This window comes from Tenacibaculum sp. SSH1-16 (assembly GCF_040104435.1).
Taxonomy (GTDB): Bacteria; Bacteroidota; Bacteroidia; order Flavobacteriales; family Flavobacteriaceae; genus Polaribacter; species Polaribacter mesophilus.
Genome location: NZ_JBECOV010000008.1, coordinates 55855 through 78838 on the forward strand (window position 1 = coordinate 55855; position 22984 = coordinate 78838).

Consider the following 22984-nt stretch of genomic DNA (forward strand, 5'->3'; position numbering starts at 1 on the left):
TTTTTAACTTTTTTTTATAAAAGATTCATAAGTCTTAATTTTACTAGGTATTTGATGATTATTTTTTTTATAATCTTTCTCCTACTCTCCTCTTTTTTAAAAATGAATGTTTATTTTTGAGTACTATGGCAACTATATTAATTACAGGAGGAACTGGCTTAATCGGAAAAGAGTTAACAAAAAGGTTAACTAGTAAAGGGCATGTGGTTAACATTCTTACCAGAACTCCAAAAAAGAGTAACGAATTTCGTTGGAATGTTAAAGAAGGCTTTATTGATAAAGATGCTTTTAATAATGTAAGTTATATTATTCATTTGGCAGGAGCTGGAATTGCTGATAAACGTTGGACTAATGAAAGAAAAAAAGAATTGATTGATAGCCGTGTAAAAACAGCTTCTTTACTATTTAATAAAATACAAGAGTATCAAATATCCATCAAGAAATTTATTTCTGCTTCTGGTATTGGATATTATGGAGCAATTACTTCTAATAAAATCTATACAGAAAATGATAAACCTGAAAATGATTTTATCTCTAAAATTTGTGTAAAATGGGAGAATGCTGCTCTTCAATTCGAACAAATAGATATTCCTGTAACCATTTTACGAACTGGTGTTGTACTTTCTAAAAATGGTGGTGCATTACAAAAGATGAATACTCCTTTGTTTCTATCTGCCTTAGGAAATGGTAAACAGTATATGCCTTGGATTCACATTCATGACTTATGTGAACTGTATACAAAAGCGATAGAAGACAACGGTTTTACTGGAGTTTATAATGCTGTTGCTCCCGAACATCAGACTAATGAAAGTTTTACAAAGCTACTAGGAAAGGTTATTAATAAACCTGTACTTCCCATGAATGCTCCTTCATTTATTTTGAAAATAGCTTTAGGTGAAATGGCTTATATTTTATTAAAAGGAAGTAGGATTTCCTATGAGAAAACAAGTAATGTTTATAATTTTATTTTTTCAAACTTAAATACTGCTTTAACCAATATTTATAATGAATAACAAACTTCAAAATCCTGTTTGGCATTCGTTGTGTGAAACACATGAAAAATTTGCTATTAATTATAATAGTGTAAAGTTTTATAATCCTACTATTTGTCCTTTTGGTGCTTTTACTGAGGCTTCAAAAACAACGTATGCTCTAAATGAATATGCAAAGCTTACAGATAAATTCTTTTTAGTTTCTGAAAATAAAACACCTACTTATGACAAAGACAAAATTCTTCTATACAAAAAGATTGATGGTTGCCAAATGATACTTGAAGACTTAACTGATTTTGATATTATTGAAGAAATAATTCCGTTAACTGAAGAACATGTTGATGAAATTTATAACCTTGTATGGTTAGTAATGCCTGGTTATTATAGAAAAAGAACTTTTGATATGGGAAAGTATTTTGGGATTTTTAAGGATAACAAACTTGTTGCTGTAACTGGACAACGTATGCAAACTGATAACTTTATTGAAGTTAGTGCTGTAGTTACTCATCCTGAACATACAAGAAAAGGATTGGCTAAACAACTTTCTCAACATGTTACTAAAGAAATTTTAAAAGCTGGAAAACATCCTATTTTACATACTAATAAAGGAAATCCTGCAATTAAGCTTTATGAAAAATTAGGATATCGACTAACACGAGATATGAATTGGTGGTATTTTCATAAAAAATAAGAGTTCTCAATAAACTCCTAGATTCTTCAAGCAAGCCTTAATATTTGGTAAACTGTACTCTCAAAATGTATCAATAAAAATATTAATAGTTAAATAACCAACATAGTTGAAACAAAAAGGCTTAGGTATTTACCTAAGCCTTTTAAAATATTATTTCTTCTTTCTTAAAAATCTTGATTTACATCCCAAGATTCTAAAATTTCTTTTAATGTTTTTATAAACATACCTCCTAAAGCTCCATTTACTACTCTATGATCATAAGAATGTGATACAATCATCTTATGACGGATTCCTATAAAATCTCCTTCTGGAGTTTCAATTACTGCAGGTTTTTTAACAATAGCTCCTAAAGCTAAAATTGCTACTTGAGGTTGGTTAATTATTGGTGTACCTGTAATACTTCCAAAGCTACCAACATTCGTTACTGTATAAGTTCCTCCTTGAATCTCATCCGGTTTTAACTTATTAGCACGAGCTCTAGTAGCTAAATCATTTACTTGCTTTGTCATACCTACCAAATTTAACATATCAGCATTTTTAATTACTGGTACGATTAAATTTCCGTCAGGTAAGGCAGCTGCCATTCCTAAATTTACGTTCCCTCTTTTAATAATTTTATCTCCATCAACAGAAATATTTATCATTGGATGCTTCTTTATTGTAGAAGCAACAGCTTGCATAAATATTGGTGTAAATGTTAACTTTTCTCCTTCTCTTTGTTGGTAGGCTTTTTTAACCTTATTTCTCCAATTAACAATATTAGTTACATCAATTTCAATAAACGATTGTACGTGTGCTGATGTTTGAATAGAGTCAACCATATGTTTAGAGATTAATTTCCCCATACGACTCATTTCTATAATTTCATCTTGACCACTTAACGAAACAGGAGTTGGTGCTGGTGCTGACTGAGGTACCGATTTCTTTTCTGTTGAAGCTGGAGCTACAACTTCTGGCTGACTTCCTCTGTTTTCTAAGTATGATAAAATATCATTCTTAGTAACTCTTCCTTCTTTGCCAGTTCCTTTTATGTTTTCTAACTCTTCAACAGATATTCCTTCTGTTTGCGCAATACTCTTAACTAATGGTGAATAAAAACGATCGCTTGATGAAGTATCAATCGTAGTCGCTACTGTTTCTTTAGCTACTTCAACAGTTTTCTCTACAGCAGCTACAGTTTCTGGTTTAACTTCTTCTTTCTTAGACGCATCAGCTGTTGCTCCTTCCTCTCCTTCTGTTTCTATAATTGCAATAGTTTCACCTACTTGCACAACAGCATCTTTTTCAAATAAGATTTCAACTAAAGTTCCTTCAACTTCACTAGGTACTTCGCTATCTACTTTATCTGTAGCTACTTCAACAACGGTATCATCTATATCAATAGTTTCTCCAACTTCTTTTACCCAAGAAGTTATTGTTGCTTCTGCAACACTTTCGCCCATTTTAGGCAACTTCAATTCGTATCTAGCCATAGTGTATAATTTTAAACGCTTGCGAAGTTACTAAAAAGCAACGATTTTTTCATGGTTTTATACGTTAAATATTTTTGATTTTTTCTTTATCGATTAAATTATCCTCAATTCAACTATAAAAAACAATAAATAGATTATTGTTATCTCTGTAAACATAGAATATCATTACGAATACTCTAATATCTAATTAAACTATTGTTTCTTTACTCAAAATTCTATTTTTGAACTCTTTAACCTAATTAAAATTATTAAGCACTATTTTATTTTTAATATTAATTTTCTATCTAACAAAAAAAGACAAAACTTTATCTGTTTTGTCTTTTTTCCTTTCTATTTATTTTAAAAAGAAATGTTTACACCCAATTTTTAGGTTTTGTCAATACCTCTAATAATTTTGCTTCTTCAGAACCTTCTTTTGGATGGTGATTATATTTCCACTGTACTGTTGGTGGTAAACTCATTAAAATACTTTCGATACGTCCATTGGTTTTTAAACCAAATAAGGTTCCTCTATCGTGTACTAAATTGAATTCTACATAACGACCACGACGAACTTCCTGCCAATCTTTATGCTCCTGAGTGTGGGCAATGTCTTTTCTTCTCTCAACAATAGGCACATAGGAGTTTAAAAAGCTATTTCCTACTTCAGTTACAAAATCATATCGATCTTGCATTGAAAACTCTTCTGTTTCTTTTAAATAATCAAAGAACAAGCCTCCTAAGCCACGTGCTTCATTTCTATGCGCATTCCAAAAATAATTATCACAAGTTTCTTTGAACTTTGGGTAAAAATCTGGGTGATGCTTATCACAAGCTTCTTTACATATCTCATGAAAATGTATTGCGTCTTCTTCAAATAAGTAATACGGAGTTAAATCTTGTCCACCACCAAACCATTGGGTAACAATATTTCCTTCACCATCATACATTTCAAAATAACGCCAATTAGCATGTACTGTAGGTACAAATGGATTCTTCGGGTGAATTACCAAGCTCAATCCACAGGCAAAGAAATCTCCACTTTCTACTCCAAACTGCTTTCTTAATGCTTCTGGTAACTCTCCAAATACTTTAGATATATTTACGCCACCTTTTTCAAAAATATTCCCATTTTCAATTACACGAGTTCTACCTCCTCCTCCTTCAGCACGCTTCCATAAATCTTCTTGAAACTTAGCTTCACCATCTATTTCTTCCAGCTTTGATGTTATGGTATCTTGTAATTCTTGAATGTAGGCGTAAAATTGTTCTTTCATGTGTTTGTTTCTATTGACGTGCAAAAGTACTTATTCTGGTAATTTTTTAAGCTGTATTTTCTTAATAGTTTCTGTAGTAGCTGCGGTTACTGATAGTGGTAATACCAAAATTACTCCGATAACAGGAATTAATAAAAACAACATAAATACCACTCCATTTCCTATAGCTAGCCCTTTATTTTCTTTTACAAAATTGATACTTTCTCTGTATTTAAAATGACGTTCTAAGGTATAATCCATATTTCCAAAACCGGCATAATATGCTTGCATTAAAAACAGTAATATCGTTGAAATAATACCAATTACAGGAATAAAACCTAACAATAAGATAGGGATTGTCAATAAGAGCTCTCTAGTTAAATTTCTAAGGTTTATTCGTATACCTCTAATTAATTGCTCTTGAAAAGAAGTTATTCTATGTGTATGGTCTTCTCCTCTAAGATGATCTTCAATTTTTTCTGAAACTGGACTCATAAAAGGCGCAGATAAAGCCATTACAATATGTTTATACAATACTAAACCTATTACTACAATAAGTAATCCGCTTATAAAAGTACTGATAACCTCAAAGGTTTCTTTACCAAACTCCCATTTCCAGAAATTGGCTACATAATGACCAATATTATCTGAAAATGTATAGGCCATAAAACCAATAAACGTTGCTGTTAATAGGCTTATAAACATTGGAATAATAAAATACTTCCATAGCTTTAGTTTTGAAATCATTCCGAAAGCACCAAAATAGGCTTTAATTCCTTTTACAATATTTTGTATCATATCTTTTTTTGTGTGAAAATAAAAAACCTCTTTCAATAAAGAAAGAGGTTACTAGTAATATTATTTCAAATGATTTATTTTAATATTGGTGCTAAAAAATCTTCAAAGTTTTTGGTATTTATTTCGTTAACTTTATCCCAACCTACTTCTTTTGTTGGTGTTGCAGCTCCTCTTTTAACATTAACAAACTGTTTGTCTTTACCTATTAAGTATGCTGTTGGGTAGTCTAACTTATGAACAAACCCACTGATATCTAAAAATCCTTTTTGAACTTTATCGATGTCTCTTGCAGGAACAAGCTTAATTCTCTTATCTAACTTTTCAGCCATTCTTTTAACTTTAGCTTCCTTATCCCAAAAAATCATAATAAACTCCAATTGATTATTATATTTTTCTACCATTTTGTTTAGGGCTGGTACATCTCCCCAGCAAGGAGCCGACCAAGTAGCATTTGCTATCAATACAATTGGCTTGTTAATTTTGTCTGTACTTACTGTTTTACTGTCAATTGTAGTAAAGTTATAATTTAACAAATAAGAGCCTTTAATGCACTTATCAATCAAACCTTCGGCACTTTCTTCTACACAATTGTTTACCGCAAAATTGTAATACGTTTTATTTTGTGCGAAAATAACAGTCGTTAAAAAACACATCAAAACAAAAGATAATTTCTTCATTTTTAATTATTTAAAAGGGGTTATCTGTCGGCTTTATACTCTTTTACCGCATCTATAAATGCTTTTGCATTCTCTATCGGTATATTTGGTAAAATTCCGTGCCCCAAGTTAACAATATATTTGTCTTTACCAAACTCATTTATCATTTGGTGTACCATCTTTTTTATTTCGGCTGGTGGAGACAATAATCTTGAAGGATCAAAATTACCTTGTAATGTAATATTTCCTCCTGTTAAATAACGTGCATTTCTTGCAGAACATGTCCAGTCTACTCCTAAAGCTGAGGCGTTTGATTGTGCCATTTCATGTAAGGCAAACCAGCATCCTTTACCGAAAGCTATTACTGGTGCATCATCTTTTAATGCTTCTATTATTTGATTAATGTATTGCCATGAAAACTCCTGATAATCTGTTGGAGATAACATTCCTCCCCAAGAATCAAAAACTTGTACAGCATTCACACCTGCTTTTACCTTTTCTTTTAAATAAGCAATTGTGGTATCTGTAATCTTCTGAAGCAATTCGTGTGCCAAAACTGGTTGCGTAAAACAAAATTCTTTTGCCTTATCAAAATTCTTAGACCCTTGTCCTTGTACAACATAACATAAAATTGTCCATGGAGACCCTGCAAAACCTATCAATGGTATTTCATCATTCAGCTTTTCTTTAGTTGCTTTAATAGCATCCATTACATAGCCTAATTCTTCATGAATATCAGGTATAATTACACTATCTAATCCTTTTTTGTCTCTTACAGGGTTTGGTAAATAAGGTCCAAAATTTGGTTTCATTTCCACTTCAATATTCATTGCTTGTGGAATTACTAAAATGTCTGAGAATAATATTGCAGCATCCATTCCGTATCTACGAATTGGTTGTACTGTAATTTCTGATGCTAATTCTGGAGTTCTACAACGTGTAAAGAAATCGTACTTTTCTCGAATTTCCATAAACTCTGGCAAATACCTTCCTGCTTGACGCATCATCCATACTGGTGGACGATCAACTGTTTCTCCTTTTAATGCTCTTAAAAATAAATCGTTTTTTATCATGTCTATCTGTACGTCATTCTTCCTCGTAATGACAATTATTTATTCTACATTTTTGATACTGCTTCCATCGACTTATCAATGGCATTAGCTATCTCTTGAATATCTTTTTCTGTTAATGCTGATGATAAGAACCAAGCTTCAAACTGACTTGGAGGTAAAAACACCCCATTTTTAGCCATTTCCCAAAAGAAAGTAGCATATTTCTTCGTATCTGAAGTTTGTGCATCTTCAAAGTTGGTTACTTTTTTATTAGTAAAGAATGGATTAATCATCGAACCAAATCGGTTAACTGTAATTTCAACTCCGTGCTTTTTTGCTGATTCTAGTAAGAGTACCTCAATAATTTGAGCTATCTCATTGAACCTTTCATATGGATTTTGCTTCTTTAATTCTGTTAAGGTTGAAATTCCTGCTGCCATGGCAATTGGGTTACCACTCAATGTTCCTGCTTGGTACATTCCTCCTAATGGGGCTACTGTTTCCATAATTTCATTACGTGCTCCATAGGCTCCTACTGGAAAACCTCCTCCAATTACTTTTCCTAAACAAGTAATGTCAGCTTCAACACCTAATATTTCTTGAGCTCCCCCAAACTTAGAACGGAAACCTGTCATTACCTCATCAATAATTAATAAAGCTCCTTTTGAGTTTACGTACTCTTTTAATTCTTTTAAGAAGTCATCTTGTGGAGTTACTACTCCCATGTTTCCTGCGATAGGTTCTAAAATAACTCCTGCAATATCATCATGAGCTTCAAAATGTGCTTTTACACTTTCTAAATCGTTGTAATTTGCAATCAACGTATTTTTTACAGCTCCTTCTGGAACTCCTTTACTTCCTGGTAAACTCAACGTAGCTAAACCAGAACCTGCAGCTACTAATAAAGCATCTTGATGCCCGTGATAACAACCTGCAAACTTTATAATTTTGTCTTTTCCAGTAAACGCTCTCGCTAAACGAATTCCGCTTAATACAGCCTCTGTACCAGAATTTACAAAGCGTACTTTATCCATTCCCGAGAAAGCATCACAAACAATTTTTGCTAATTTAATTTCACCTTTTGTTGATGCTCCAAAAGAATACCCATTTTTCAAGGCTTTTCTAATAGCTTTTTCTACTTTTTTATGACGGTGTCCTAAAATCATTGGACCGTATGACAATACTAAATCGATGTATGAATTATTATCTACATCAGTAATCTTACTTCCTTTCGCTTTTTTTATGAATAAAGGATTCCCTCCTACAGATGCAAATGCACGCACTGGTGAATTTACTGCTCCTACTAAGTTTTCTAATCCTTTGTTATATAATTCTTGTGATTTTTTGAATTCCATTTATTTTTCATTCATTTTAAGAAAGTCGATATAATTATCAATTACATCATCACTAGCTTTCCAGTTCTTACCTTTATTTTCTCTCAAGTATATAATACCTGCCAGTTCTATTATATTATCAGCTATAGCCTCGAAATTATTATTTTTAGCAACCCAATACTCTCCTTGTATAGATATTTTAAACCCTTTATCTAATAAAAATTTATATATCGGGGCTTCTATATTTCCTGCTACAGCTATTCTTTCCATTTTATCTATTTAAAACTCTAGCTGCTTCTTTGGCAAAGTAGGTAATGATAATATCTGCTCCTGCTCTTTTCATAGACAGTAAGCTTTCCATCATTACTTTTTCACCATCAATCCATCCTTTTTCGGCTGCTGCTTTTACCATTGAGTATTCTCCACTTACATTATAGCAAGCAATAGGTCTATCAAAATTATTTTTTAAATCTCTTATGATATCTAAATACGATAGTGCTGGTTTTACCATTAAAATATCTGCTCCTTCTTCATCATCAAAAGTTGCTTCTCGTAATCCTTCATCTCTATTAGAAGGGTCCATTTGATACGTTCTTCTATCTCCAAACGACGGTGCTGAATCTACCGCTTCTCTGAAAGGTCCGTAAAATCCTGATGCGTATTTTACAGAATATCCCATGATTGGTAAGTTCGCAAAACCTGTATTATCTAACGACTCACGCATCATAGCTATAGCACCGTCCATCATTCCTGATGGTGCTACCATATCTGCTCCAGCTTTCGCATGTGATACGGTTTGTTTTGCTAAGTTAACTAGAGTTGCATCGTTATCTACATCATTATCGTGTATAACTCCACAGTGACCATGACTTGTATATTCACAAAAACATACATCAGTAATTACATATAAACTTGGGTAATTCTTTTTTATGAATCGGATAGCTTGTTGCATAATTCCGTTATCATTCCAAGTTTCAGTCCCTTCATCATCTTTTTTAGATGGAATACCGAATAATAATACTGCTGGAATTTTTAAAGCTACAACTTCATCTAATTCTTTAGAAATAGTATCTAATGAATAACGATTGATTCCTGGCATTGATGGAATTTCGGTTTCAATGCCTGTTCCTTCTTCAATAAATAATGGGTATACAAAATCATCTACCGAAAGCTTATTTTCTCTAACTAATCGACGGATGTTTTCTGTTTTTCTTAGTCTTCGTGTTCTAAACATTAATTTTCTTTTTAAAAGTTTAAGGGGTAAATCTTTTACTTTTATTAATTTCCTCTTCTATTTGAGACAAATACACCTTATCATAGTGATGAGTGTATGGATCATTTAATAAATATCCTTCTTCAAATAACTTCTTTGCTTCTAATATTATTTCTTTATACTTATTGAGGTTATTCTTTTTTTTATAACACATTGCTATGTAGTACCTATTATCTGCTAAGTTATTATTCTCCTTTTGCTTCATAAGGTTACTTAAAGCTCTATTATAATTTCCTTTTTCGAAATACAAAACTCCCAGATGAAAATAGTTGTACAGATCAGGTTCTTCGTTATTATCTTTTAAATAATCCTCGATTATTTTAATTGCCTTATCTTTTTTTCCAACTGCTTTATAACAAATTGCTTTTGCTATTCGTAAATGATAGTCTCCATTTTGACAGTAACCTATATCATCTTTTATAATTTTTTCATATTGTTCTATATCTTTTATAGCTCCTTTATAATCTCTAAAAAATTGATATCTACACCATCCTCTATAACCTAAATGCATTTTAGGATTTAATTCTACAGCCTTGTCAATTAATGGTTTCCATGATAAAAAATCTCCACTTTTTAAATATGCAATTGACTTAGCCCAATAAGCTTTATCATAAGTAGAATCTATCTGTATGGCTTCATCTAATAATTCTTGATACTCTTTGGTGAACTGATAAAATTGATAGGCTTCTTTTTGTTTTTTACAAGCCTCATATTTTTTAATCTCCCCTTCCCATTTGTATGCATTGCAGTTTTGAGTAAAAGTATTACTCGCAAAAAAACTTAACAAACATATTATAATAGATCTCATGGTAAAATTTCAATAAGGTTTCCTTTTTCAATTTTAAATATCAAGTATTGATAATAATCTATTTCTCTATCTCGACCATCTTGTTTTGTTTTCCAGCCATTTAAGCTTTGAGTTAACATCAATAGCTGATTAGTAATTCTATTATCAAAAGTAAATTGTTCGTAGTTATTATTCATTTGTATAACTCTAAACCTGCCTGTTTCTCCTTTACAGTTAACAATGAAACGAATCCTTATCAATCCGCTTTCATCCACTTTTATATGAGTATACTTTTTTTTAAATAAATTTTCTATTTCTCTTTTACTTCCTTTATACTCTAAACCTTTGCCATTATTGAAGTATTGAAATATTTTATCATTTCCGTTGCATGGAATAAAACTTGGACTGTCTAACTTTACATCATAACTAATATCTCCTATTTGACGTGGATATATAAGTTTTTCTGTCTTTTTATTTTTACAGCTAAAAAGAAACAAAAAACACATAAAATAAAACATTCCCTTCATTTCTATTCCTTTACAAAATGTAAATTAACCAACTCCAAAACGCTTTCTACTGTTGGTAATTTTGCTATTTGTACTTCTTTAAAATGTTTTTTTGCTTCGTTAGCAGTACTATCTCCAATACAAAAGGCTATTTTATCTGCAGTATTTTTTTCCATGTAACTCTCTACTGTTGATGGGCTATAAAACAACACTCCATTTACCTTTTCATTAACTTTTGCTGGACTATACGTTGTTTTATAAGCTTCTACTTCATTTACAGTAATGCCCTTTGCTTTTAAGATAAGTGGTAAAGTATCTAAACGTAGATTACTACAAAAATAAGTTACCTCCTGCCCTTTTAATTCTTTTGATAGATAATCAGAAAGTTTCTTAGCATTTCTTTCTGAGTGTGTTACTTTTCCTATACGTTGTTCAATTAACTTTTTGGTTCTTCTACCAACACAATAAATATTTTTAAATTGTAATTCATCTGAAGTAAATGAGTTTAGTAATGCTTCTACTCCGTTTTTACTAGTAATAATTACATTTTCTATTTCTTCCTTAACTACTTTAGGAGCAATTCTATTAAAACGAATTTTAATAAAATCACTATCCTGAACATTCATGCTTGTTGGTAATAGTTTTTTTTGTGCTTCTGATAGTTTTTTTGTCGAATAGATTGAAAACTGTTTTTCAATTCCTTCGTCTTCCATCATAATTAGCTTCCCTCCTTTATCTATCACGTAATTCGCACAATCTTTTGCTATATATTTATGTTTTCCTACTTTTACTTTCTTGCTAACTTCAATTTTCTTTTTACCATCTCTACTTAGTAAAACTCCTTTAAAGTTAATTTCTTCTTCTTTCTCATTTATAAAAGCTAATGCACCAATAGGTGCTGTACACCCTCCTTCTAAACGATTTAAAAACTCACGCTCTATACCTGTACAAATTTCAGTGTCTTTATCATTTAGGTTAGCACAAATTTCTTTTATTTCTTGATTTTCATCTAAAGCTGTAACCATTATAGCTCCTTGTGCTGGTGCAGGAATCATCCAAGACAAATTAACAGCTCCTTTAGGTCTTAAACCTACACGTTCCAATCCTGCTGCTGCAAAAATAGCACCGTTCCAGTCATTACTTTCTAACTTTTGTAAGCGTGTATTTACATTTCCACGTAAACCCTCTACCTTGTGAGTTGGATAACGATTTAACCATTGGGCTTTTCTACGTAAACTACCCGTAGCAACTACTCCGTTGGGTTGCGCCATAAACTCTTCATTGTCCTTTAACAACAATATATCGTTATAATTAGCACGTTTTAAAACAGCTGCTTGTATAATACCTTCTGGCAATACTGTAGGAACATCTTTCATAGAATGTACTGCAATATCAATGTCGTCATTCAACATAGCGATATCTAAATTTTTAGTAAAAATCCCTGTAATTCCTAATTCGTAAAGGGGTTTATCTAAAACTAAATCACCCGTTGCTTTAACGGGGATTAATTGAGTTTGATGGCCTAATTCTTCTAAAAGTTTTTGAACTTTTCTTGCTTGCCACATAGCCAATTGGCTATCGCGGGTACCTATTCTAATTATCTTCTGCATGGATGGTTTCTAAATTTGCTCCAAACACTTTAGCCATTACTTCAATACTTGTATTTACCGAAGTTTCTTCGTCTTTTAAGTGTTTAACAAACTGTGTGGTTATTTTTTGAATAAATCTTGATGTTAATATTTCTGCCTGTTCTTCATCAAAATTTTTAATTTTCTTCTTATGGAAGGCTATTTCTCCTTGTTGAATATTTTGTAATGATTCTTTTAAAGCAGTAATTGCTGGCGTAAATCTTCTATGATTTAACCATTCTTGAAATTCTTGGTTATGAGTTTCAATAATCGCCTCTGCTAATGGTACTTCTTGTTGGCGTATTGCTAATGTTTCATCAGTTATTTTGGAAAGATCATCTACATTTACCATTGTTACATTCTCTAAACCTGCCACTTCTTTTGACACATTTGCTGGCATTGATAAATCTAAAATCAATAATTCCTTATCTGTTGGAACATGTTCTTTTGTAACCGTAGGAAAACTTGCTCCTGTAGAAACAATTAGAACATCACTATTTGAAACCTCCTTTGCTAAATTTGCATATGACGCTTTTCTAATAGAATTATGTTCTTTTACAAATGCTGAAGTCTTTTCTTCAGTTCTATTAATTAAACTTACCGATTTATTTTGTGTGTATTCTGCTAGGTTTTTACAGGTATGTTTTCCCATTTTACCTAATCCAAATACTAAAATATTTTTCGAGTTGTAATCTGGTAAATTATTAATTAAGTATTGAACAGCTGCATATGATACTGAAGTGGTACCTGAACTTAACTTAGTTTCATTTTTAACTCGCTTGCTTGCTTGCATTACATGGTTCAACAAACGCTCAAAATAAGCATTTGTAGTTCCTACTTCTTTAGCTTGTTTAAATGCCTGACGCAACTGCCCTACTATTTCGTAGTCACCTAAAATTTGGCTATCTAAACCTGTCCCCATTCTAAAAAGGTGGTTAATAGCCTCTTTGTTTTTGTATACGTTTGATACGTTTGCAAATTCTTCTACCGAACCATTTGAGTATTTACACAACATGCTTATTAACTGAAAAGGATGTTCTGCAAAACCACAAATTTCTGTTCTATTACAAGTAGACAACACAAAAATTCCGTCTATACCTCTTTGCTTGGCTTCTTCTAAAAGTTGTATTTGATTTTCTTTAGAAATACTAAATTTCCCCCTAATCAAAGCATCAGCCTTTTTATAACTAACGCCTATATTGTATAAATTATTATGATGTTTGTTTTCTACTATCATTGAGTCTTCTTCAAAAAAGTCGGTCAAAAATATAAATATTGAACAAAAAAAAGTATCGCTAAAAGAACTTTTAATGTCGCTATTTGTTTTTTCACTTAAAAACCCCCTAAAAACTTCTGTAAAAGTGTATTTTTGTAGTAAAATAGACTAGGGAAAACATTTTATTTTAGAACCATTCTAAATAACAAGTTTTACGTAAACCACTAAATTCATGTCAAAAAACATCGCAGAAAGTACATTTAGAGAAATTTCTATAGAAAAAGGTTTTTTTGTCCTAAAATTTCAAAACAATTCTGACCAAACGGAGTTTTTTAAAAGAGATATAGACAACTCATACATACAACTACACTACTGTGTTAAAGGTAATTGTAAGTTTAACTTCAATAACAATAGCTATACTTTTAATGTTTTAGACAAACATTCAATTTTCCTATATAACCCACAACAAGATTTACCTATCAATTTAGAAATACTACCTAAAACCTCTTTGGTTTCAGTTTTAATTTCTATTGAAAAGTTTCACGCTCTTTTCTCTAAAGAAGCTAGTTATATACCTTTTTTAAGTGAAAATAATAAAAATAAAAAATATTACGACAACGCAGAAATAAGTGCTAATGTTTTATTCGTACTTCAACAAATTTTAACAGCGAAAAACCAAAGCTCTATGAAAGACCTTTATATAAAAGGAAAAACATACGAGCTATTAAGTTTACATTTTGACAGCGGTGAAAACACCAACGAAGAATATTGTCCTTTTTTGGTGGATGATCGTGAAGTTTTAAAAATAAGAAAAGCAAAAGATATAATCATTGCTAGAATGAGTGAGCCTCCTAGTTTACAAGATTTATCTAACGAAGTAGGTTTAAACTTAAAAAAATTAAAAGAAGGATTCAAACAAATTTATGGAGATACTGTATACAGCTTTTTGTTTGACTATAAAATGGATCATGCTAGAAAACTATTAGAAAGTAACCAATATAATGTTAACGAAGTTGGTTTACAGGTTGGTTATAGTACTTCTAGTCATTTTATTGCTGCTTTTAAAAAAAAGTTTGGCACTACCCCTAAACAATATGTAATGAGTTTACAACAGTAGAAAAAAATTAAAAACTCATAATCTTACAAAATGAAACAACTTACTCATTACGATATAGAAAACAACCAACAAGAATTTCCTATAACCATTGTTTGTGATACTATCCGTACTCCTGAAAATATAGGAATGTGTTTTCGAATTTCAGAAAGTTTTGGCGTATCTAAAATATATTTACACGAAAGCTCTCCTTCTGTAGATAATAGAATTGTAAAAAAAACTGCTCGAAATACAATTCAACAAATATCACATAATACGTATAACAATTTCAAACAACTTATCCTTCAATTAAAAGAAGAAGGAAACACTATTATTGGAATTGAAATTACCGATGAAAGCATAGATATTAGCGATTACGATTTCTGTACACATTCTAAAATTGTATTACTTTTGGGTAGCGAAAGAAACGGTATAGAAAACATAAATTTAGTAGACGCAACAGTTGCAATACCAATGTACGGAAGAAATTCTAGCATGAATGTAATTCACAGTTTAGCTATCGCATTATACGAAACGACAAATCAGTTAAAAGAAAAGAACTTGAAATAGTATGAAAGGAGTTTTATTAGTAAACCTTGGCTCACCAGAAAGCACAAACCCTAAAGACGTAAAAAAATACTTAGGAGAATTTTTAATGGACGAACGTGTTATTGACGTTCCTTACTGGCTAAGAACATTTATTGTTAAAGGTATTATTTTAAATACTCGTCCTAAAAAATCGGCAGAAGCCTATCAAAAAATTTGGTGGGAAGAAGGTTCTCCTTTAATCGTTTTATCTGAACGTTTACAAAACAAGGTACAAGCAAAAACAGAACTACCTGTTGCTTTGGCAATGCGTTATGGAAATCCTTCAATTAAAAATGGATTACAAGAACTACATGATAAAGGTGTTACAGAAGTACTTTTAGTTCCGTTATACCCTCAATTTGCCATGGCAACTACTGAAACTATTTTGGTATTAGCTGAAGAGTTAAGAAAAGAACTCTTTCCTAACATGAAAATTACCGATGTACCTGCTTTTTACAACAAACCAGAATATATCAAAGCACTATCTAATAGTATAAAGGATTATTTATCTGATAAAGATTACGACCATATTTTATTCTCTTATCATGGAGTTCCAGAGCGTCACATCAGAAAATCTGACATTACAAAATCGCACTGTAATCCTGAAGCAGGAAATTTAAGTTGTTGTAATACTCCTTCAGAAGCTCATAAATATTGCTACCGTCATCAATGTTATCAAACCACTAAAAATGTAATTTCTGAATTAGGATTAGACGAAAATAAAGTTTCTACCTCATTCCAATCACGTTTAGGAGTGGATCCTTGGTTACAACCCTATACCGACAGAACTATTGTAAATAAAGCCGAAAAAGACGGCATTAAAAAATTAGCAATTGTAACTCCTGCTTTTGTATCTGACTGTTTAGAAACGTTGGAAGAAATAGCTATGGAAGGAAAACACGAGTTTTTAGAAGCTGGTGGTGAAGAGTTCCACACCGTTCCTTGTATTAATGATAATGATGAATGGGTAGATGTTTTAGCTGGATGGATTAATGAATTTCAGTTAACAACAAACAACTAACAGATTGCCACGCTTTCGCTTCTCTTGAGCCACAGTCGAAAGGCTCGCAATGACACAAAAACTGTCATTATGAGAAGCGATAACGACGTGATAATCTCTTTCAAGTTATAAGTTAACAAAATTAAAAACTTGTAATTTTACAACTTTCAAACATTAAAACTCATGGATTTTTATTACGTAAAAGCATTACACATTATATTTGTAGTAACTTGGTTTGCCGGATTATTTTATATAGGTCGTCTGTTTATTTACCATGCAGAAGCAGAAAAAAAAGACGAACCTGCCAAGTCTATATTGCAAACTCAATACAAGTTAATGTCTAAACGTTTATGGTATATTATTACTTGGCCTTCTTTATTTTTAGCAAGTTTTTTTGCTTTTTGGATGCTATATAAAAATCCTTATTACTTAAAAATGCCTTGGATGCATGTAAAATTAGCTTTTGTATTAGCGCTATATTTTTACCACGGATTTTGCCATAAAATATACAAAGAACTACAACATGATCAGATTAAATACACACCTAATAAACTCCGCTTATTTAATGAAATTCCAACTGTAATTTTATTCGCTGTTGTATTTTTAGTCGTTTTAAAAAGTGCTATCAACTGGATTTGGGGCGTTGTAGGAATTATCTTATTTGGAGTATTATTGATGATTGGTATTCGTTATTATAAAAAAGTAAGAGCTAAAAAATCTTGGGATAAATACGAGCAAGAATTGATGGAAGAAGATGAAAAATTAAATAAAGAATAATTTTTGTTGCAAAATGCTTTAAAACAAGAAACTCACTAAACATCACTACTATAGTTCACAAAAATACACTAACCACCTCACAAACAAAACATTAAAACAAGTAGTGTTTTACATATAATTTTCAAACAAAACACTTTTTGTTAAAAACTTCACGGGAATTGTGAATAAGTATGACTTTTAGAAACACCTATTAAGACTTATCTTTGAATTATCATCCACAAGGTTCAAAGACAGTCTCATTAGCTGTTCCAGAATGAGTTAAAACTCAACTTGTTTAGGTAAAAAAGTTTCTGTCAATACATACAGAGAAGGAAAGAATTAGGTTTTATCTCATTTATAAAACTCTAAAAACTCCATTTTACCTTAAGAAAGGTCGATTGCTACAACAATCGGCTTTTCTTTTTTTACTACACAACATTGTTGTATTAAGTGATACAAATATAAATGTTTGGTGATAATTAAGTGATAATTAAGTGATACTTTTTATAAACAAAAAGGATTATATTGTTTATAAGTTTATAAAAAACTCAACAACCACAAAGGATACATGCTTTATCCCTTTATAGACTGTTCAAAAGGTATCCTATTTACAATACTTCGCCCAAGTGTAACCTCATCTGCATATTCTAACTCATCCCCTACTGAGATTCCTCTAGCAATGGTTGATGTAGTTACTCCGTATTTTTCTATCTGTTTGTAAATATAAAAGTTCGTTGTATCTCCCTCCATGGTAGAACTTAATGCAAAAATCAGTTCTTTAACCTCTCCCTCTTTTACTTTTTCCACTAACGATTCAATCTGTAAATTTTGAGGACCAATTCCTTCAATAGGAGAAATCTTCCCTCCTAACACATGATACAAACCTCTATATTGTGCTGTGTTTTCAATCGCCATTACATCACGAATATCTTCTACCACACATACAATCTCAGCATTTCGTTTCGGGTTACTACAAATATCACATAGCACTGTATCTGAAATATTATGACACTTTTTACACGATTTTACATCATTTCGTAAATGCGTTAAAGCCTCTGACAAATACTTCGTGTTTTCTTTCGGTTGTTTTAATAAATGTAACACCAAACGAAGTGCTGTCCGCTTACCAATACCCGGTAATCTGCTTACTTCATTTACTGCATTTTCTAATAATTTTGACGAAAAATCCATGCTGCGAATTTACAATTTTTCGATAAGGATTAAGTATCTTCGTAGCTTTAAAATTAAAACTTCAATTCACATGAATTCAGAGATAAGAAACCTAGAACCAAAAGCTGTTTGGAAAAATTTTGCCGACTTAAACGCTGTACCTCGCCCTTCTAAAAAAGAAGAAAGAGTAATTCAGTTTATGGTAGATTTCGGTAAGAAATTAAATCTTGAAACCATGGTTGATAAAGTTGGGAATGTAATTATTCGCAAGCCTGCTTCAACTGGAATGGAAGACAGAAAAACAGTAGTTATGCAAAGCCATTTAGATATGGTACACCAGAAAAATGCTGATACTGTTTTTGATTTTGACACCGAAGGAATTAAAATGTTTGTAGATGGTGATTGGGTTAAAGCTGATGGAACTACGTTAGGAGCTGACAACGGTTTAGGTGTTGCTGCTATCATGGGTGTTTTAGAATCTACCGATATTCCTCACCCTGCTATCGAAGCTTTATTCACAATTGATGAAGAAACAGGTATGACAGGTGCAATGGGACTTGAAGGAGGTTTATTAGAAGGTGAAATTTTATTAAACCTTGATACTGAGGAAGACGATGAAATAGGAATGGGATGCGCTGGTGGTGTAGATGTTACTGCTACTAGAAATTATAGTGAAGAAACTACTCCTGAAAACACAATCGCCTATGAAATTTCTGTTACTGGACTAAATGGTGGTCACTCAGGAATGGATATTATTAAAGGTTTAGGAAACGCTAACAAAATTATGAACCGTTTATTATTTGATGGTTTTACAAACTTCGGATTGCGTGTTACTGAAATAAACGGAGGTAGCTTACGTAATGCTATTCCTCGTGAAAGTTTTTCAACTGTAGTTATTGATACTGTTTCTAAAGAACCTTTCTTATTTGAAATTCACGAGCTTATCAACAACATCAAAGCTGAGTTTTCAACACTAGAACCTAATCTAACTATCGAATTAAAAGAAATTGACACCCCTGAAACTGTAATGGACTTAGGTGTTCAAGAAGGATTAATTAAGGCGGTTTATGCTGCGTTGAATGGTGTATACCGTATGAGCCCTGATATTGAAGGTTTAGTAGAAACTTCAAACAACATTGCTCGTATTATTGTAAAAGACGGAGCTATTAAAATTGGATGTTTAACACGTTCTTCTTCTGAAACTAATAAGTGGGATTTAGCCAACTCATTACGTTCATCTTTTGAATTAGCTGGTTTTGATGTAGAGTTTTCAGGTTCTTACCCAGGATGGTTACCAAACGTAAATTCTGAAATATTAAAAACTGTAACTGACTTATACGAAGAATTACACAACGATAAACCCATTGTAGCGGCATGTCATGCAGGATTAGAATGTGGTATTTTAGGTCAAAACTATCCAGAAATGGATATGGTTTCTTTTGGTCCAAACATTAAAGGCGCACACTCACCTGATGAGCGTGCACAAATATCATCAACACAAAAATTCTGGAAATTTTTATTAGAGATTTTAAAGAACACTCCTGTTAAAAGTTAAAGACTTACACATAAACTTTAAAACCACAGCTTTTCAGTTGTGGTTTTTTGTTTACATTTATAAAATGAATTTTCTAGCGCATTTATATCTTTCCGACAACAATACTAATGTGATGATTGGTAATTTTATTGCCGATCATGTAAAAGGAAAAAACTTTTCTCACTATCATGAAGACATTCAAAAAGGTATTATATTACATCGTGAAATTGACACCTATACAGATGCGCATAAAACTGTCAGAATAAGCAAACGACGTTTACATGAACGCTATCGACATTACGATGGTGTAATTATCGATATTTTTTACGATCATTATTTAGCCAAAAACTGGAAAAATTATTCACAAATTCCACTAGACGTCTATGTAAACTCTGTCTATAATTTACTTCAAGACAATATTGATATTCTTCCTGAAAAAACACAAGAAATGCTACCCTACATGATACAGTATGACTGGTTATATAATTATCAATTTGCTAAAGGGATTCAGGAAGTCCTAAACGGAATGAATAGACGCACTAATGGGAAATCAAAAATGAATTTAGCAACCGGAGATTTGTTAGAGAATTATCAGATTTTCGAAAATGATTTCACTACTTTTTTTGAAGACCTTCGCACATTCTCTCATCAAAAACTAAAAGAACTAAGTTAACAACACATGAAAAAAGCATTCTTATTTTTTTTAACACTCATAGTATTATATAGCTGTAAAAAAGAAAAAGTTCTAGGTACAATTACTGAAAAGGCTATGGTAGTTTCTGCCCGTAAAGAAGCTTCACAAATTGGTTCGGATATCTTACAAAAAGGAGGAAATGCTTTCGACGCTATGATAGCCACAGAATTAGCTTTAGCAGTAACATATCCTTACGCTGGTAATCTTGGTGGTGGTGGATTCATGGTTTATCGAAAAAACACGGGAGAAATTGGTGCGCTTGACTATCGCGAAAAAGCTCCACTTGCTGCTCATAAAGACATGTATTTAGATAGCATAGGAGATGTAATTAAAAACAAAAGTACTTTAGGAGCTATGGCTGCAGGAATTCCAGGAACAGTGGCTGGTGTTTTTGCTACACATGAAAAATTCGGCTCATTACCTATTCAAGAGATTTTAAAACCAATTATAGCTTTAGCTAAAAAAGGAGTTGTAGTTACTCAAAAACAAGAATACCGTATAAAAAAGTATCAACATTATTTTTTAGAAGTAAATAAAGATTCTATTCTTTTTGACAAGCCTTGGAAAAAGGGAGACACTATCAAATATACTGCTTTAGCAGCAACTTTAGAACGTATTGCAAAAAATGGTCGTGATGAGTTTTACAAAGGAGAAACCGCTAAACGCCTTGTTGATTTTATGCAAAACAATGGCGGAATTATGACCGAAGAAGATTTGGCTAAGTATGAAGCTAGATGGAGAACTCCAATCACTTTTACCTACGACGATTTACGAATTATTTCGATGTCTCCACCTGCTAGTGGGGGAATTTGTTTAGCACAAATAATGAACGGAATTGAACCGTTTGATTTAGATAAATACGGTCATAATTCAACAAAAACTATGCAGATAATTACTGAAGCAGAACGTAGAGCTTATGCAGATAGAAGTTTTTACTTAGGAGATCCTGATTTTGTAGAAATTCCTATTAAGACACTCATCAGTAAAGAATACACAAAAAATCGAATGCTTGATTTTTCTTTTGAAAAAGCCACCTCTTCAACCGATGTTTCTCATGGAAATATTACAATGGTTGAAAGCGATGAGACCACCCACTACTCTATTGTTGATCAATTTGGAAATGCTATTTCAGCCACAACAACCATTAATGGAGCTTACGGTTCTAAACTATATTGTTCAGATTTAGGTTTTTTCTTAAACAATGAAATGGATGATTTTTCAAGTAAACCTGGTGTACCGAATATGTTTGGTTTAGTAGGTGCTGAAGCCAATAAAATAGAACCTGAAAAACGCATGTTAAGCTCTATGACCCCTACTATTGTGGAAAAAAATGGTCAACTATACATGGTTGTAGGAACTCCTGGAGGTTCAACAATTATTACTTCAGTTTTGCAAACTATTTTAAATGTACATGAGTTTGATATGGGAATGCAAGAAGCGGTAAATCAACCTCGTTTTCACCACCAATGGCTACCTGATGTAATTAAAATGGAACCAAAAGGTTTTGATAAACAAGTAAAAAGACGTTTACAAAGTCTTGGGTACGAGTTAGACGAAACCAACTCACCAGTTATCGGAAAAGTAGATGCTATTTTGGTGCTTCCTAACGGGAAATTAGAAGGCGGTGCAGACCCTAGAGGAGACGACACCGCTGTAGGATTTTAATTATTTCTTTTATACTGAAACTTCTTAATCACAACTTCTTGCTCCTCAGAAGGAGTATAATTTTGTGGTTGTCTCCATAAATTTAAATGCACTGTTTGACATCCTTCATTAGGAATATACTGATTTTGACTCGCTGCTGTTGTCCAACTTATATCAGGCTTAGCAGGTAAGTTATTTAAATCGTATGTGCCATAATAAATTGAATAAATTACTGGAGTATTTTCATTTTTCCAATCCATTACAATAGTTATTTTACCTTTATCCTTCAATGTAATTCTATGTACATTTCCAGCAGGTTCCCAAGGCTGCAATGTAAATTGTGCATTTGTTGAATCACTAGGCTTATTCCACCTACTACATTCCAACATATCCAATTCTCTATGACAATTAGTTATTAATGAATCTTTTTCATATTGATATGTAAACACCCCAAAACAACAATTATTAGCTATATCATTAAAACTACCTACTGGTGTTTCTGCTGCCACCAAGTATTTTCCATAACCAGGATACATACGTTGTGGTGGGTTTCCTGCCGTATTAGGGTTGTTCGCTACCTTTCCCCACAACACTAACTCCACTGAAGACCATTGTTTGGGGCCGTTAGGCAGTTGTGTTTCTTTCATTTTTAAATGTAATCCATCACTGTCTACAGTCGCACAGCGCGGATCCCATTGTTGATTGTTGAACCAATATCCAGAATACGATATTCCAAATGGATAATTAGTCCACCAATAATACCCATCAAACTCTAACATTCCATTTACAGAATTCTCATTAGGTTCGATAGCTCCACTAGGCATTGGATTTCTTAGTATACAACTATCTGATTTATACATAACTT

Annotated in this window: 23 protein-coding genes; 9 read left to right on the plus strand and 14 right to left on the minus strand. The window is 32.1% G+C overall.

What is annotated here, in order from left to right:
- Positions 1-125 precede the first annotated feature (125 nt).
- On the plus strand, positions 126-1013 hold the full coding sequence (locus ABMY20_RS10970) for a TIGR01777 family oxidoreductase (protein WP_159611752.1): 888 nt from the start codon (positions 126-128) through the stop codon (positions 1011-1013).
- A complete protein-coding gene (locus tag ABMY20_RS10975; protein WP_047789694.1) occupies positions 1006-1683 on the plus strand; it encodes a GNAT family N-acetyltransferase in 678 nt (225 codons plus the stop codon). The genes ABMY20_RS10970 and ABMY20_RS10975 overlap by 8 nt, the downstream gene beginning before the upstream one ends.
- A 164-nt stretch (positions 1684-1847) precedes the next feature.
- Here ABMY20_RS10975 and ABMY20_RS10980 read toward each other — a convergent pair whose 3' ends face one another.
- From ABMY20_RS10980 to hemA, 12 genes are all read right to left on the minus strand, one after another.
- Positions 1848-3155, minus strand: a complete 1308-nt coding sequence (locus ABMY20_RS10980; RefSeq protein WP_047789693.1) for a dihydrolipoamide acetyltransferase family protein — start codon at positions 3153-3155, stop codon at positions 1848-1850.
- A gap of 353 nt (positions 3156-3508) precedes the next feature.
- On the minus strand, positions 3509-4411 hold the full coding sequence (gene hemF, locus ABMY20_RS10985) for an oxygen-dependent coproporphyrinogen oxidase (protein WP_159490750.1): 903 nt from the start codon (positions 4409-4411) through the stop codon (positions 3509-3511).
- Positions 4412-4441: 30 nt separating this feature from the next.
- The gene (locus tag ABMY20_RS10990; RefSeq protein WP_047789747.1) at positions 4442-5188 is read right to left on the minus strand and encodes an EI24 domain-containing protein; all 747 of its coding nucleotides are present in this window, start codon (positions 5186-5188) and stop codon (positions 4442-4444) included.
- 74 nt (positions 5189-5262) lie between these two features.
- Positions 5263-5865, minus strand: coding sequence for a thioredoxin family protein (locus ABMY20_RS10995; protein WP_082118662.1), 603 nt, complete (start codon positions 5863-5865; stop codon positions 5263-5265).
- A 20-nt stretch (positions 5866-5885) separates the two neighbouring features.
- A complete protein-coding gene (gene hemE / locus ABMY20_RS11000; protein WP_047789690.1) occupies positions 5886-6917 on the minus strand; it encodes a uroporphyrinogen decarboxylase in 1032 nt (343 codons plus the stop codon).
- Between the two features lie 44 nt (positions 6918-6961).
- A complete protein-coding gene (gene hemL / locus ABMY20_RS11005; protein WP_349265305.1) occupies positions 6962-8251 on the minus strand; it encodes a glutamate-1-semialdehyde 2,1-aminomutase in 1290 nt (429 codons plus the stop codon).
- On the minus strand, positions 8252-8500 hold the full coding sequence (locus ABMY20_RS11010) for a hypothetical protein (protein WP_173360090.1): 249 nt from the start codon (positions 8498-8500) through the stop codon (positions 8252-8254).
- A 1-nt stretch (position 8501) separates the two neighbouring features.
- On the minus strand, positions 8502-9464 hold the full coding sequence (hemB, locus tag ABMY20_RS11015; RefSeq protein ID WP_047789688.1) for a porphobilinogen synthase: 963 nt from the start codon (positions 9462-9464) through the stop codon (positions 8502-8504).
- A 19-nt stretch (positions 9465-9483) separates the two neighbouring features.
- On the minus strand, positions 9484-10311 hold the full coding sequence (locus ABMY20_RS11020) for a hypothetical protein (protein WP_047789687.1): 828 nt from the start codon (positions 10309-10311) through the stop codon (positions 9484-9486).
- Positions 10308-10817 (minus strand): hypothetical protein, encoded by a 510-nt coding sequence (locus ABMY20_RS11025; protein WP_349265306.1) that lies wholly within the window; start codon positions 10815-10817, stop codon positions 10308-10310. The genes ABMY20_RS11020 and ABMY20_RS11025 overlap by 4 nt, the downstream gene beginning before the upstream one ends.
- A gap of 2 nt (positions 10818-10819) precedes the next feature.
- The gene (gene hemC, locus ABMY20_RS11030) at positions 10820-12406 is read right to left on the minus strand and encodes a hydroxymethylbilane synthase (protein ID WP_047789685.1); all 1587 of its coding nucleotides are present in this window, start codon (positions 12404-12406) and stop codon (positions 10820-10822) included.
- On the minus strand, positions 12390-13661 hold the full coding sequence (gene hemA / locus ABMY20_RS11035; RefSeq protein ID WP_159611768.1) for a glutamyl-tRNA reductase: 1272 nt from the start codon (positions 13659-13661) through the stop codon (positions 12390-12392). Before hemA ends, hemC begins: the two co-directional genes overlap by 17 nt.
- Positions 13662-13872: 211 nt before the next feature.
- Between hemA and ABMY20_RS11040 the strand changes: the two genes are divergently transcribed.
- The 4 genes from ABMY20_RS11040 (at position 13873) to ABMY20_RS11055 (ending at position 17098) form a co-directional block, all read left to right on the plus strand.
- Positions 13873-14757, plus strand: a complete 885-nt coding sequence (locus ABMY20_RS11040) for an AraC family transcriptional regulator (protein WP_047789684.1) — start codon at positions 13873-13875, stop codon at positions 14755-14757.
- Between the two features lie 30 nt (positions 14758-14787).
- Positions 14788-15303, plus strand: a complete 516-nt coding sequence (locus tag ABMY20_RS11045) for a TrmH family RNA methyltransferase (RefSeq protein WP_349265307.1) — start codon at positions 14788-14790, stop codon at positions 15301-15303.
- Between the two features lies 1 nt (position 15304).
- The gene (gene hemH / locus ABMY20_RS11050) at positions 15305-16342 is read left to right on the plus strand and encodes a ferrochelatase (RefSeq protein WP_349265308.1); all 1038 of its coding nucleotides are present in this window, start codon (positions 15305-15307) and stop codon (positions 16340-16342) included.
- Between the two features lie 162 nt (positions 16343-16504).
- A complete protein-coding gene (locus tag ABMY20_RS11055; RefSeq protein ID WP_349265309.1) occupies positions 16505-17098 on the plus strand; it encodes a CopD family protein in 594 nt (197 codons plus the stop codon).
- A gap of 552 nt (positions 17099-17650) precedes the next feature.
- Here ABMY20_RS11055 and recR read toward each other — a convergent pair.
- Positions 17651-18268 carry a recombination mediator RecR gene (recR, locus tag ABMY20_RS11060; protein ID WP_073183174.1) on the minus strand — a complete coding sequence of 206 codons (618 nt, stop codon included), beginning with the start codon at positions 18266-18268 and terminating at the stop codon, positions 17651-17653.
- Positions 18269-18338: 70 nt separating this feature from the next.
- Here recR and ABMY20_RS11065 point away from each other — a divergent pair, with 70 nt between their 5' ends.
- The 3 genes from ABMY20_RS11065 to ggt all read left to right on the plus strand — a co-directional run bounded on the left by ABMY20_RS11065 (position 18339) and on the right by ggt (position 22140).
- On the plus strand, positions 18339-19802 hold the full coding sequence (locus ABMY20_RS11065; protein ID WP_349265310.1) for an aminoacyl-histidine dipeptidase: 1464 nt from the start codon (positions 18339-18341) through the stop codon (positions 19800-19802).
- A gap of 64 nt (positions 19803-19866) precedes the next feature.
- Positions 19867-20454, plus strand: a complete 588-nt coding sequence (locus ABMY20_RS11070; RefSeq protein ID WP_047789677.1) for an acyl carrier protein phosphodiesterase — start codon at positions 19867-19869, stop codon at positions 20452-20454.
- A gap of 6 nt (positions 20455-20460) precedes the next feature.
- Positions 20461-22140, plus strand: coding sequence for a gamma-glutamyltransferase (gene ggt, locus ABMY20_RS11075; protein WP_349265311.1), 1680 nt, complete (start codon positions 20461-20463; stop codon positions 22138-22140).
- Here the strand turns inward: ggt and ABMY20_RS11080 are convergent.
- The gene (locus ABMY20_RS11080; protein WP_349265312.1) at positions 22137-22979 is read right to left on the minus strand and encodes a hypothetical protein; all 843 of its coding nucleotides are present in this window, start codon (positions 22977-22979) and stop codon (positions 22137-22139) included. The two genes, ggt and ABMY20_RS11080, sit on opposite strands and share 4 nt — an antisense overlap.
- Positions 22980-22984 lie beyond the last annotated feature (5 nt).